Origin of the sequence: Salinivibrio sp. MA440, assembly GCF_001996265.1 — a bacterium.
Taxonomy (GTDB): domain Bacteria; phylum Pseudomonadota; class Gammaproteobacteria; order Enterobacterales; family Vibrionaceae; genus Salinivibrio; species Salinivibrio costicola.
In genome coordinates this window covers 1-12,747 of the sequence record NZ_MUFI01000066.1, presented here as the reverse complement: position 1 = coordinate 12,747, position 12,747 = coordinate 1, and the positions used below count along the sequence as shown (strand labels likewise).

The window sequence follows — 12,747 nt, the reverse complement described above, 5'->3', positions numbered from 1 at the left end:
TTGGGAAGTGTTTATTAAAAACGAGGTAGCAAGTGGCCGGTACGGCTCTGCTAGTGAGGTTGTTCGTGATGCATTACGCACGCTTGAGGAACGCAAAACCAAACTGGATGTGTTGCGCGCACATCTTGATAAGGGGGCTCGACAGTCGGCGAGTGACACGTTTGTCGATGATTTTTCAATGGATGAATTGATTAACGACTTGGACATAGAATCTTAACCATTTCACTATTGGTTAGTGCGCGCATTGTGATTGAACATTACTGACATACGCACTAATGAAGCGATCTTCCTTCAAACATTAAAATGTGCCTTGTTTCACGGGCAATCGATGTGGTTTGTGTTACCTTTTTGGTGTCTGTGAGTGATGTGCCTTGTCACTCGGGACAATCACGAAAGGGACACCCATGGACGATCTCTCGCCCTCCGATCTTAAAACGATACTTCACTCCAAACGCGCCAATATGTACTACCTCGAACATTGCCGTGTGATGCAAAAAGACGGGCGTGTGTTGTACTTGGCGGAGGCCAAACGCGAAAACCTCTACTTTAATATCCCCATTGCCAATACCACCGTCTTATTGCTCGGCACCGGCACGTCAATCACGCAAGCGGCGATGCGTATGCTGTCGCAAGCAGGCGTTCTGGTTGGCTTTTGTAGTGGCGGGGGCACACCGCTGCATATGGCAACCGAGGTCGAATGGTTTACGCCACAAAGCGAGTATCGGCCCACCGAATATCTGCAAGGTTGGTTATCCTTTTGGTTTGATGATCAAAAGCGACTGGACGCTGCGCGGGCTTTTCAGCTGGCACGCCTGAGTTACTTAAAGCAGGTCTGGCAAGCGAGCCGTGAACTTAAGCTTGAAGGGTTCGATGTGGCCGAATTGGCTGGCGCGCTCGACACCTTTGTGGAGCGAACCGACAAGGCCAGCAAGTCAGCTGATTTATTGCTTACCGAAGCACAGCTGACCAAAGCGCTCTACAAACACGCCGCCAACCGCACGCAAAAAAACGGTTTTAAACGCCAGCATGAGGCCGACGATCTCGCCAACCGCTTTTTAAATCATGGCAACTACTTAGCCTATGGCTTGGCGGCGAGTTGTTTGTGGGTGCTTGGGATCCCGCACGGATTTGCGGTGATGCATGGCAAAACCCGTCGCGGCGCGCTGGTGTTTGATGCCGCTGACTTAATCAAAGATGCCATCGTGCTGCCTTGGGCGTTTGTATGCGCCAAAGAAAACGCCACCGAACAAGAATTTCGCCAGCAAGTCCTGCAAGCCTTTATTGAACACAAAGCGATGGACTTTATGTTCAACACCATCAAAGCCATTGCGCTGCAAGATTTCTCTGAGGATGAGATAGCGGAGCAGCAACTATGATGGTGACCTTTATTTCTCAGTGCGAGAAAAAGGCACTGAAGAAAACCCGCCGCGTGCTCGATGCCTTTGCCAACCGAATAGGTGATAACACCTGGCAGACGCTGATCACCGAAGATGGCTTAAACACGGTGCGAAAAATGCTAGGCAAAACTGCCAGCCGCAGCACCGCGGTCAGTTGTCATTGGATTCGTTCGAGGACCCATAGCCAACTCGTGTGGATTGTGGGTAACCGCCGCAAGTTTAACTTAGAAGGCAATGTACCGGTCAATCGCACTGAGCTTGATCTTAGCCACAAAGAGTGGGAGCAGGGGTGGCAGCTTAATGAGGTAATCGTGCTGGCAACGGCCATGGCAGGGTTGTTTCATGATTTTGGCAAAGCCAATGCGTTGTTCCAGAAAAAGCTTCGTGGCCAAACGACACACCAAGGCGAACCATACCGTCATGAATGGGTATCTCTGCGTCTATTCGAGGCGTTTGCCAAGGGCAAAAAGGATCAGCAATGGCTTGATGAACTTAGCGAGCTTACGCCTGAAACGGCTACTGAGCATGAAACTGAGCTACTAGCGCGACTGTTTACTGAAACAGATGGTTATCAGCCGGTTTTTGATGATTTATCGCCATTTGCACGTATCGTGGCTTGGCTGATTGTGTCGCATCACCGATTGCCCGTGAACTATGATGCTAACAAGGCACCCGTTGAGCTATCGCAAATTGACCAATGGCTTTTCCGTTGCTTTGGCAGCCATTGGAATGCGCCCAACGCACTTGACCTCGCCAAATATGATCCGCAAGCGCTTGCCGATAACTGGCGCTTTCCTGATGGCACCCCGTTTTTAAGCCAGCCTTGGCAACAAAAAGCGCGTCAATTGGCCCAGCGTGCCCGCCAATATCCGTGGAGCGCTCATGGACAAGTTGATTGGTTATCGCAGCGGTTTGTCAGCCATATGGCACGTTTATCGTTAATGCTGGCGGATCATTATTACTCGTCGCTGCCGCTGGGAAAATCCAAACCCAAATGGCGGGACGGCCATTACGCCCCGATTGCCAACACAGATCAGTCTCAGGGAAAACGCAAAAACGCACCGCCGAAACAACAGTTAGATGAGCACAACATCGGCGTGGCTATTAATGCGAAACGCTTTGCAGAGAATTTACCCTCACTTAAATGGACATTGCCGGCAATTGCTCAGCACCGCCGTTTTAGCCAAGGCGCCGAACAAGAAAAGTATCGCTGGCAAGATATCGCTTATCGGAAAACCAAAACCATAGCCACTCAGTCGGAAACGCAGGGCTTTTTCGGCATTAATATGGCGTCGACAGGCTGTGGGAAAACCATCGCCAATGCGCGCATTATGTATGCGTTATCCGACCCTTGGCAGGGGTGCCGTTTCTCGGTAGCGCTCGGGTTGAGAACACTCACCTTGCAAACCGGCGATGCCTATCGTGAGCTGCTGAAACTCGGCGATGATGAGTTGGCCGTACTCGTTGGCTCGCAAGCGATCCAGCGTTTGCACGAGGTACAAAATACGCCACACCAGCCCACCGGCGGCAGTGAATCCACCGAAGATTTTCTCGAGCAACTGTTTATCAGCTATGAAGGACAAATTTACGATGGCCGGTTGAAACACTGGCTGAATAATCAGCCTAAGCTGGAGAAACTGGTCAGTGCGCCGGTGTTAGTGAGCACGATTGATCATCTGATGCCCGCTACTGAAAGCCTGCGCGGCGGTCATCAAATTGCGCCCATGTTGCGTTTACTCAGTACTGACTTAGTCCTTGATGAGCCCGATGATTTTGGTCTTGAAGACTTACCGGCGCTATGTCGCTTGGTGAATTGGGCAGGCATGTTAGGGTCACGGGTGCTGCTCTCATCAGCCACCTTGCCGCCTTCGTTAGTAAAAAGTTTATTTGATGCCTATCGTGCGGGCAGGGCGCAGTTTAATCATGCCCAGTTTGGTGACAGCGCGACGACAAACGGCGCTGACGGTGCACCTGTGATTTGCGGCTGGTTTGATGAATTTACCAGCGAGATCCAAACGGTGACGAGCAAAACCGATTACGTGACTTACCACCGTGAATTTGTCGCCAAGCGCGTTAAGCGATTAGAGGGCGAGCAACAGGTGCTACACAAAGGGAAGGCGGTAGATACCTCCGCGATTACCTCTCTGGCTGCTCCTCCAACACCCAGCGAGCCTCACCTCGATTTTGGGCCGCTAGCGCGACTAATCCATACCCATATTCATCAGTTACACCATGCGCATCATCAAACCCATGCATCCGGCAAAACAGTGTCGGTAGGCGTGGTGCGCATGGCCAATATTAACCCAATGGTCGCGCTGACTCGCACGCTGATGCAAATCTCGCCGGAGCCGGATCATGCGATCTTTATCTGCCCGTACCACTCCCAGTTTCCGCTGGCGCTGCGTTCTTATCGAGAGAGTCGCCTCGATGCGGCGTTAAATCGCCATGATGAAGCGGCGATTTTCGACCAGCCAGAGATTCGCGATGCCATTTCGAACAGTGATGCCAAACATCTGATATTTGTGGTGGTGGGTACCGCGGTGGTGGAAGTTGGGCGTGATCACGATTACGACTGGGCCATTGCTGAGCCGAGTTCAATGCGTGCCTTAATTCAGTTGGCGGGGCGGGTACAACGTCACCGTCAGCAAGCGCCAACAACCGCCAATATTCATGTGCTCGATCAGAATGTACGTGCGTTAAAAGGCAAGTATCCCGCTTATTGTAAGCCAGGCTTTGAAAGCGCAGCTGTCCCGCTCGAAAAAGGTTACAAGGTCACGCTTGATGAAGGACTAACGGCAATTTCCGCCACGCCTCGCATTCAGGAAATTCCCAAGCTGGAAAAATCTGCCTTTATATTTGCGTCGTCGGCAAAGAAAGTGGCCAAACCGGTGGCGCACTGGGGCGTACAAGAGCACCGTGCGTTGCGCTTTACGCTTGAGCTCACGGGCGGGGAAAAGTATCAACCTGATTTCTTCCGAACCGGTAAGGAAGCCGAGCTTTGGTGGAACGATACGCTTGTCAGCCAAGCCGCTGGGCTACGTTCGCCCGGTAAACATGCCAGTTGGAGCGGCGAGCTGATCCGGCGCACCCCGTTTCGTCACAGTCAGCGCCAAGAAAGCTTTGTGCTGGCTTATAACGACGATGACAAACTAGCTTGGCAACAGTTAGATACTTCACGTTATCCCTACCAATACGCCGATCACTCATATCGCTTTAAACCCGCCGAAATATCGCTAGCAGCCGGTTGCCATTGGTGGTTTGACGTTGATCCGGAAGCTGTTTATCAGCACTTTGCTGACCAACTGGGATGGTCGATTAAAAAAGCGAGCCAGCATTTGGGCGAAATACGCCTCGCGGCTGAGCGGGAAAGCCAAAACATCACTTGGTGTTGGCATCCACAGCTGGGTGCTTTTCGGGAATAAAAAGAGAGCAACGTGTATTGCCCTCAGAAATAAGCTGCCTATGCGGCAGTGTAACCGTTTGAAAAACAATATAATTTCTAAGCTATCGATGCGATAGAGCCAATAGTATAACGGAGTTTGGTTCCTTAGCTCAAACCTGACTTTGATCACCATTCATTAAATTATTTTGAAAAACAATATAAGGTTATTGAAATGCGCTTCTTGTGGCGGTAACTTAGACACTGTTGTCTTGAAGGATAAAAGGAAGCGCTTATGGAACACAGCCTATACGATGCGCTGCTGGCATATATTGAACAGCGCAAACAGGCGAAGCTTGAGCCTTTGCAAAAGGCGCGTGATAAGGCCCTAAAAGCCGCCGCCAGCCAAGAGCAAGAGGCGATCGCCAATGCCGATTACGCAGAGAAAGCTACCCCGATCGAAGCGAAGTTTGAACCAATTCACTGGGTAACAGACGCCGCGACGCGAGCCAAGCAAATCAGCCTCGCCACGCATTGCCCCAAATTTGTTCACAGTGATGCTAGAGCGAGCAGCATGCTGGTCACTGATATCGATAAGAGTGAATTTCGCTACCTCACCAGCTATTCGCTGACCGATAAAGCCATTGATGCGGTCGGCAATGCGGCTGCGTTAGATGTGGCGCGTTTTTTAAAAATCACTGTGGAAGGGGAGTCACTCATTTCTCAGTTACAAGCCGGCCATATCAGCGTACTTAAGCCACTCACTGATGACGCTAACTTGCTAGAGACTTGGCGTGCAGGCTTTTCACTGGCACTGGGTGACCAAGTGCTATCGGCTCATAACTTGATTAAGCAGACCTACTTTCCGGTGAATGAAGGTGAGTACCACCTGCTTTGCCCGCTATATTCATCGAGCCTTGCGCACACCCTGTACACCAAGGTGCGTGCCACGCGGTATGGCGAGAAAGTGAAAGCGATTCGTGAGGCAAAGAATAAACAGCATTATCACCCAGAGCGGTTAGAAGCCTTTCCGCGTACTGTTAAACAGACCTTTGGCGGCTCTAAACCGCAAAACGTGTCACAACTGAATAGTGAGCGTCATGGCGAGGGCTTTTTGCTCAATGCTGCGCCGCCAAGCTATCAGCAGCAGCCGGAGGATCCAAGCAAGCAAACCAGTATCTTCAACCGCCGTTTAGCCTACCAAGCCAGCCATTTAATCCACGACTTTCGTAGCTTTTTGGCGAGTTTAACTGAACGGGATCGTAACTTTGCCACCCGTTATCGGCGCGATCATGACTTTATTCTGCCATTCACTGACCTGGTATTTGACTATGCCGCGCGGGTTCAGCAGCAAGTCCCAGCCGCTTGGAGCCAAGGCACTGATATTCAAGCGTGCCAACTAAAACGTGAACATGCACTTTGGCTGGATGTGTACAACCCCGACGGTCAATTTCAGCGAGAGCGTGACGCACAAGCGTGGCTGGACACTGTCGCCTCTGATTTTGCTGCTTGGTTACTGCGCCAGCTCGAGGACAAACAACACTATCTGCTTGGTGATACGGAATTTGATTACATCCGCAAAGTGTTCCTAACCCAGCTAAAAGCGTTTGAGCGCGACACGCCTCAATTTGAGGAGATCCGATAATGGCACAGTATCTATTGCTTAAGCACATTGAGGTGCAAAACGCGAATGCGATCGCGGGGCTGACTCATGGTTTTCCGGCGATCACGCACTTTCTTGGTTTTGCCCATGCGCTATCACGTCAACTTCCCGATGCGATGGGATTGCGTTTGGGTGGTGTGACCGTGGTGAGCCACAGAAACACTGTTCATGCACGGCAGCCCACAGGGTGGGGCGACTATGTTTTTGCCTTAACTCGTAATCCGGTGAACGCCAAAGGCGAGACAGCATCGATCAATGAAGAAGGACGCATGAATATGCAAATCTCTTTGCTGATTGAGGTTGAGGGACTAATTGCCGGTGATAAAGCCGCGGCAGCACAGTTGATCGCGGAAGTGAAAGATTTAGCGCCTCAGCGACGGCTCGCGGGTGGGCAAATCTTAGCGATTGGCGAGATTGAACTGCTCGCGGATGCAAACATGCAAAAAAAGGCGCTGCGCCGTCTCATGCCGGGATTTGTCCTTTGCGACCGACATGATTATCTCGCTCAACATCATCAACAGCTATTGCAACACAATGCGCAGGCCAGCTTGTTTGATGCTTGGTGTGAGTTTGCCATGTTGACGTACCAAGCTGTCGCCGATGATGAACACCTACCTAACGACGATAACCAACCCGTTCCGGCGCAATGGCAGCGCGTGGCCAAACCCAAGCCTGGATATTTGGTGCCGATTATGACGGGCTACCGCGCAATTTCCCCTTGTTATGCCGCAGGCGAGGTCGCCAATGTGCGCGATCCAGAGGTACCGGTAAGTTTTGTAGAAGCGGCGTACAGCGTAGGGGAGTGGCGCAGCGTACATCGTCTCACCGATATCGACGAGGCATGCTGGCGTTATCACGGTGATTACCCTTGGTATCTTGCCCGCGTGACGGCAGCAACACATGACGAACCCATTGAACCTGACGTTGTACCCACAACCGAAGACAACACTGACTTTGACCCTGACTTTTTGTAATTAAGGAGATTTCATCATGGCTGATAAAAAACTGACTACCCCTTCCGTGCTTGCCTTTGAAGCGAAACTGGCGCCTTCGGATGCACTAATGTATGCGGGCAACTGGGAAAAAGGCGATTGGCAACCCATTCAAGTGGGCGAAAAATCGGTGCGAGGCACGATTTCGAACCGCTTAAAAGCGGCCACCGCCAATGATCCCGCTAAGCTGGATGCGGAAGTATCTAAAGCGAACCTACAAACGGTCGATATTGCGGCGTTACCGCATGATGCCGATACGCTCAAAGTGGCTTTCTCACTGCGCGTGCTCAGCGGACTACATGTACCGTCAACCTGTAATAATCCGGACTATCAGCAAGCGTTGGCCGATAAAGTGCGTGACTATCAATCAGAAACCGGTTGTAAAGAGCTGGCGCAACGTTACGCACACAACATTGCCAATGGGCGTTTTTTGTGGCGTAACCGTGTCGGTGCCGAGCAAGTTAAGGTTGTAGTTACCGCAGGCGAGAAGCAATTTAGCTTTGATAGTTATGAATTCAGCTTACGTGATTTTGACACGCACCCAGATGTCACCGCGCTAGCAGAGGTGATCCAATACGGCCTGACAGAAGCGCATGCGCTTATTCATGTTGAAGCCTACTGCCAACTGGGCGAAGGGCAAGCGGTCTACCCCTCTCAAGAGCTAGTAATGGGCGGCGGTAAAGGCGACAAAAGTAAATTCTTGTATCAATTAGATGGCCAAGCCGCGATGCACTCACAAAAAATCGGCAACGCGCTGCGCACTATCGACACCTGGCATCCTGCTTATGACGAAGTGGGCGCAATTGCCATTGAGCCCTATGGCTCGGTGACCAACCGCGGGGCGGCGTATCGTCAGCCAAAAGAAAAGAATGACTTTTACAACTTGCTCGATGGATGGATGTTAAAAGACAAAACCCCAACGCTCGAACAGCAGCATTACATTATGGCGATGCTGATCCGCGGCGGCGTGTTTGGCGCGTAAGGAGGCACAATGCAGTATTACATTGATATCACCTTATTGCCCGACACCGATATTTCGGCAGATTTTCTCTGGCACAAGGTGTTTCAGCAAGTGCATATTGCCTTAGCGGAAAACAAAATCGGACCGAATCAATCGGCCATTGCGGTCGGATTTCCGGACTATCGCCAAGGAGATTTCCCACTCGGCCATCGGTTGCGTTTGTTTGCGCAAACCGAGGCGGCATTTGAGCAGCTGAATATTCATCGATGGCTGTCACGCCTGACCGATTACGTGCATATTAAAGCGGTCAAGCCCGTGCCTGAAGGGGTGCAAGACTATGCTTACTTCAAACGTTGGAACTACAAATCGCCGCAGCGACTGTATAAAAACCTCGACCGGCGCGCGGCCGCGATTGCCAGCAAAAATGGTTACGATGAGGAGGAAGTAAAGCGTCGTTTGTTGGAAAACATTAAAACGGACGACAAACGCTGGTCGCTGCCTTTTATTCAAGTGACCAGCCTCTCGAGCCAACAGCGAGCAGGGCAGCCAAATACCGAGTTTGCTTTGTATATCGAGCGGGAAACAACCAAACAGCCGCCAAATAACGGCCAATCATTCACCTGTTATGGGCTAAGCCGACGCGAACCCGATCAGCAATCTGCGGTGCCGTGTTTTTGAGGGGGAAGCCCCTCTTTACCCCTTCTTTTTGGGCTCTTTAAAAATAAATAGGAAATACAGTTAGTTACGGCAGGCCATTTTTAACAAGGGTAAAAGGCGATTTTTATCCTAATGGCCTGTTGTTACTGACGATTATTACGTTATTCTATTGTTCACTGCCGCACAGGCAGCTTAGAAAAGCTCTTTGCATACAGCCTTGTAGCGTGTTCGGTTCACTGCCGCACAGGCAGCTTAGAAATGCTAAACAAACAGGAGCAGTGATGCAAGTAGGTTCACTGCCGCACAGGCAGCTTAGAAAACGGGGAGCCAGCAACGGTGTATTGCGGCTGGGTTCACTGCCGCACAGGCAGCTTAGAAAAGATTAACGACCTGGCCGTCTGTCACGATCGAGGTTAATCGTTGGCCTCGATGTCGGAGGCGCGCAGTCCACTTGGGTAATACATGACAGTCATCGCACTGGCGCATGTCCGACCTACACACCATTTTAATATCGGCGGTACCATTGGCTTACATTGGTTATCGGAACAGCCACTTTTGGCCCGATGATACCATTGGCGTCGATGACACAAGCCCCAGCAAGGTGTTGGATAGGTGCACATTGCCAACGGGCGCCTGTCACGATCGAGGTTAATCGTTAGCCTCAATGTAGGATGGCGCAGTGCAACTGGCGCCAGTTGCACTGCGCGCGGCGCAAATCGCACCAAGTTTGCACGATCGAGTTGGCGCTTATGCCGACCTACGCATAGGCAGTTTAGACACTGAAAATAATTGTTTTTTTGATGTCAGTTCATTGTTAGTGTGTCGTGGCATCGAGGGAGTAGGGGATGGTTCAAGGTCAATAAAAGCGTATGACTAGCAATGACCATACACGTCAATTTGACGCATGTTTATAGCCAAAGTTAAGCTTGCAGTTGCATGCTTTTGCATAGCTAAGCAGGGTTTTAAGGGTTGGATTACCTTTCCCTTTTTCAAGTCGAGAAATATTGCCTTCTTTCGTCCCCATACGTACTGCAACCTGCTGTTGAGTTAGCCCGGCCTGCTTACGCATGCTGAGTAACATATCGATCAATTCAAACTCAGGCGCCAATTCATCGTATGCTTGTTTCACGTCTGGGTTTTGTAGTGCTTTCGCTTTTAATGCTTGTAAGCTATTCACTTTTCACCTCTTTCATACGCCTTGTTGCCAATGCTAAGTCTTTCATTGGTGTCTTTTGACTTTTCTTCACAAATGCATGAAGGATATAGATGTTGGGGCCGTCTAAATAGCAGAATAGACTTCGTCCGATCCCTTCTTTTGCTTTGGCGCAAACTTCAAACAGGCCGTTACCTATTGATTTTGTGTGAGGAGGACCCAAGTTTGCGCCATGTTTTTCTATTAGTTCAAGCAGCTTGAGYATTCGCGCTTGAATCTTAGGAGGCATGTTGAGAATGCTCTCCTCCACGCCTTGGTAAAAAACGATGTTCCAGTTCATCTTTTACTTCTTGTTATCATATATGATAAGTTTCTGTGGGTCAAAATCCACTCATCATACCGAGTAATCTCGAGTAATCTTGGGCGATTAGTGTTATCTGATTCGCATAACAATCACACAGACAGCAGACAGCAGACTGCGATCTTTCTTGTTTACTGCCGCACAGGTAGCGTCGATGACACAAGCCCCAGCACGGTGTTGGATATGTGCACATTGCCAGCGGGCGCCTTTCACGATCGAGGTTAATTGTTGGTTCCGATGTCAGATGGCGCCAGTTGCACTGCGCGCGGCGCAAATCACACCAAGTTTGCACGATCGAGCTGGCGCTTATGCCGAGTTACGTATAGGCGGCATAGAAAGGGAAAGTGATCTCGTTGGGTTTCGCATTTTCATTCACTGTCACTAACGTCGATTTGGCGGTTCACCAATGATCTTTAAATCCGCTTTTCTTCGCTTTTTCATCGTCGCGTAGAAATTCTCGTGCGAGCTAATATTAAGCAGGTAGAGCTCGAGTTTGTTTTCAACCCAAGCGTAGCCAAGCAACACCTCTTGCCTGTCGAGCTTGAACTTGTGCACCCAAAGATAAGAGAGATCGCCTTTTTTCTGGCTGCCGAGCGTGGGCTCTTCGATGATTCTGTCTATCTCGTCCTCGACCACTTCACATTGCGCGTCGGACAGCTTGTTCATCTGCTTTTCAAAAACACGAGAGACGAAAACATCAATCTGATTGTCGTGGGGTCCGTCGCTCATAACGTTTTACCTTACCAAGTTTGACTTCTTCAGATGCAATCAGGGCTTCTTGCACAAAGCTATAGGGTAAATCAGGGTTCTCAGTCATAATTTTCCCAATTTTTGCCCAATACTCAATTTGCTTGGGCACAGAGCGCATTTCAGCTTCTGCATGCACTTTTACATCTGACACAAACTCATCATCTAACCGTACACTGGTTGGCATGATTTATTACCTCGCTTATATGTCTGTACAAGTCATTATGCGACAAAATGTCGCGCCTTGCAATTTGTTTAAGGCTGCGTGCCTGGCGTAATGCGCCAGTTGCACTGCGCCAGTTGCACTGCGCCAGTTGCACTGCGCACAGCTTATATCGTGATAATTCTTGATCATGGGCAGGGGTGTATGCGGCCGGGGTGTTACCGACCGCATAAGCTATACCAGCGAGCCTAGTTCAGCGCGTTGATGATGACGATTTCTCGTTCAAGGTTTTCTTTCTCTGTGCCTGTTGCCGTAGCGAGTTTTGCTTCACGAACGGCCAGTGCTTCGGCTTTTTCTTCTTTGGTGTTAAAACGTAAGCCTTTTACGTTGATCGCAGCAACGTTGGTATAACGCCCGTCGTCGCTACTTGGTACATCAATTTGCTTGCTGTTGACCAAATCTTTAATGATATTGCGTGTGTTAGTGTCAATATCTAGACCTTTTAACTGCCATCGAGCCATAGGTTTGCCGGTATAAACGCCACCTTTTTCCTCTGTTAGATAGCGAATAGTCATATTTCTGATGGTACCTTCTTCTTCACCATAAGCTTGTTCTGAGTCGAACAGCACCGGAAAATCTTTTCCTTCTAACGCGCCACCTGTTTTGGTCAGGTGCCCCATTCGATAACTATTCATCCCGAGGTTTATCTCGGTTGTATCGGTAATTGGCTGTCCATCAGCAAAGGCTAAATCTGTTATGCGTTTTCCTGCCGGTTGAGTAAGATCAATGGTATAGGTGACTCCCGCAAAAAAGTCATTGGTTGAGTATTTCGATGCGCGACGTTCAGGGTTAAAGCTATAGGTGACATCACCCGGTTTGACTGAGTTGAAATAGTCAGCGGACCATTCCATATATTTGCGTAGATCTGCCCCGGTCATTTGATAGACAGTAATTTCGCCGCCAGCATATTGATAGTTATAGGCGATATCTTTTGCTTTAATCGGACCGACGTTTAGCTCGGCATTGTCATTATCAATTTGCAGAGCAATCACGTTGGCTTTTGGTGCATAGAAAAAACTGGCTTCTTGGAACAGTGCACTAATGCCAGTATCTTGAATGTGAACTTGCGGGATCCCTCGGATCTCATTCTGGGGGACCAAATCCACCCCTCTTAATTCCGCGACTTCGCGGTTTGCCATCGCACGAAGGCGTTGGTGGTAAGGCTGGTACAAGGTTTCCATTTCTGGATCTGACGCTGTGCCTTTAATTTTATA

12 protein-coding genes are annotated in these 12,747 nt (G+C 49.9%); 7 read left to right on the top strand and 5 right to left on the bottom strand.

Going from position 1 to position 12,747, the window contains the following annotated elements:
- The 7 genes from BZG80_RS14890 to cas6f all read left to right on the top strand — a co-directional run.
- On the top strand, window positions 1-217 hold a 217-nt coding region (locus tag BZG80_RS14890; RefSeq protein ID WP_077679706.1), incomplete at its 5' end, for a type II toxin-antitoxin system ParD family antitoxin.
- 187 nt (window positions 218-404) lie between these two features.
- Complete coding sequence (cas1f, locus tag BZG80_RS14885; protein WP_077679705.1) at window positions 405-1,376, top strand: type I-F CRISPR-associated endonuclease Cas1f; 972 nt, start codon at window positions 405-407, stop codon at window positions 1,374-1,376.
- Window positions 1,373-4,819: a type I-F CRISPR-associated helicase Cas3f gene (gene cas3f / locus BZG80_RS16160; protein WP_077679704.1), complete on the top strand. Its 3,447-nt coding sequence runs from the start codon at window positions 1,373-1,375 to the stop codon at window positions 4,817-4,819. The genes cas1f and cas3f overlap by 4 nt, the downstream gene beginning before the upstream one ends.
- 252 nt (window positions 4,820-5,071) lie before the next feature.
- Complete coding sequence (gene csy1 / locus BZG80_RS14875; protein WP_077679703.1) at window positions 5,072-6,421, top strand: type I-F CRISPR-associated protein Csy1; 1,350 nt, start codon at window positions 5,072-5,074, stop codon at window positions 6,419-6,421.
- Window positions 6,421-7,413, top strand: coding sequence for a type I-F CRISPR-associated protein Csy2 (gene csy2 / locus BZG80_RS14870; protein WP_077679702.1), 993 nt, complete (start codon window positions 6,421-6,423; stop codon window positions 7,411-7,413). Before csy1 ends, csy2 begins: the two co-directional genes overlap by 1 nt.
- Before the next feature lie 16 nt (window positions 7,414-7,429).
- Window positions 7,430-8,413 carry a type I-F CRISPR-associated protein Csy3 gene (gene csy3, locus BZG80_RS14865; protein ID WP_077679701.1) on the top strand — a complete coding sequence of 328 codons (984 nt, stop codon included), beginning with the start codon at window positions 7,430-7,432 and terminating at the stop codon, window positions 8,411-8,413.
- A 9-nt stretch (window positions 8,414-8,422) separates the two neighbouring features.
- Window positions 8,423-9,070 carry a type I-F CRISPR-associated endoribonuclease Cas6/Csy4 gene (cas6f, locus tag BZG80_RS14860; protein ID WP_077679700.1) on the top strand — a complete coding sequence of 216 codons (648 nt, stop codon included), beginning with the start codon at window positions 8,423-8,425 and terminating at the stop codon, window positions 9,068-9,070.
- Window positions 9,071-9,941: 871 nt separating this feature from the next.
- Here the strand turns inward: cas6f and BZG80_RS14855 are convergent.
- From BZG80_RS14855 to BZG80_RS14835, 5 genes are all read right to left on the bottom strand, one after another.
- Window positions 9,942-10,226 carry a helix-turn-helix domain-containing protein gene (locus BZG80_RS14855; RefSeq protein ID WP_077460599.1) on the bottom strand — a complete coding sequence of 95 codons (285 nt, stop codon included), beginning with the start codon at window positions 10,224-10,226 and terminating at the stop codon, window positions 9,942-9,944.
- On the bottom strand, window positions 10,219-10,542 hold the full coding sequence (locus BZG80_RS14850; protein WP_077679699.1) for a type II toxin-antitoxin system RelE/ParE family toxin: 324 nt from the start codon (window positions 10,540-10,542) through the stop codon (window positions 10,219-10,221). The genes BZG80_RS14855 and BZG80_RS14850 overlap by 8 nt, the downstream gene beginning before the upstream one ends.
- 402 nt (window positions 10,543-10,944) lie before the next feature.
- Window positions 10,945-11,292, bottom strand: coding sequence for a type II toxin-antitoxin system RelE/ParE family toxin (locus BZG80_RS14845; RefSeq protein WP_077679698.1), 348 nt, complete (start codon window positions 11,290-11,292; stop codon window positions 10,945-10,947).
- Window positions 11,261-11,497: a TA system antitoxin ParD family protein gene (locus BZG80_RS14840; RefSeq protein WP_021023597.1), complete on the bottom strand. Its 237-nt coding sequence runs from the start codon at window positions 11,495-11,497 to the stop codon at window positions 11,261-11,263. Before BZG80_RS14840 ends, BZG80_RS14845 begins: the two co-directional genes overlap by 32 nt.
- A gap of 224 nt (window positions 11,498-11,721) precedes the next feature.
- A partial coding sequence (locus BZG80_RS14835) for a 5'-nucleotidase C-terminal domain-containing protein (RefSeq protein ID WP_198532964.1) occupies window positions 11,722-12,747 on the bottom strand: 1,026 nt, incomplete at its 5' end.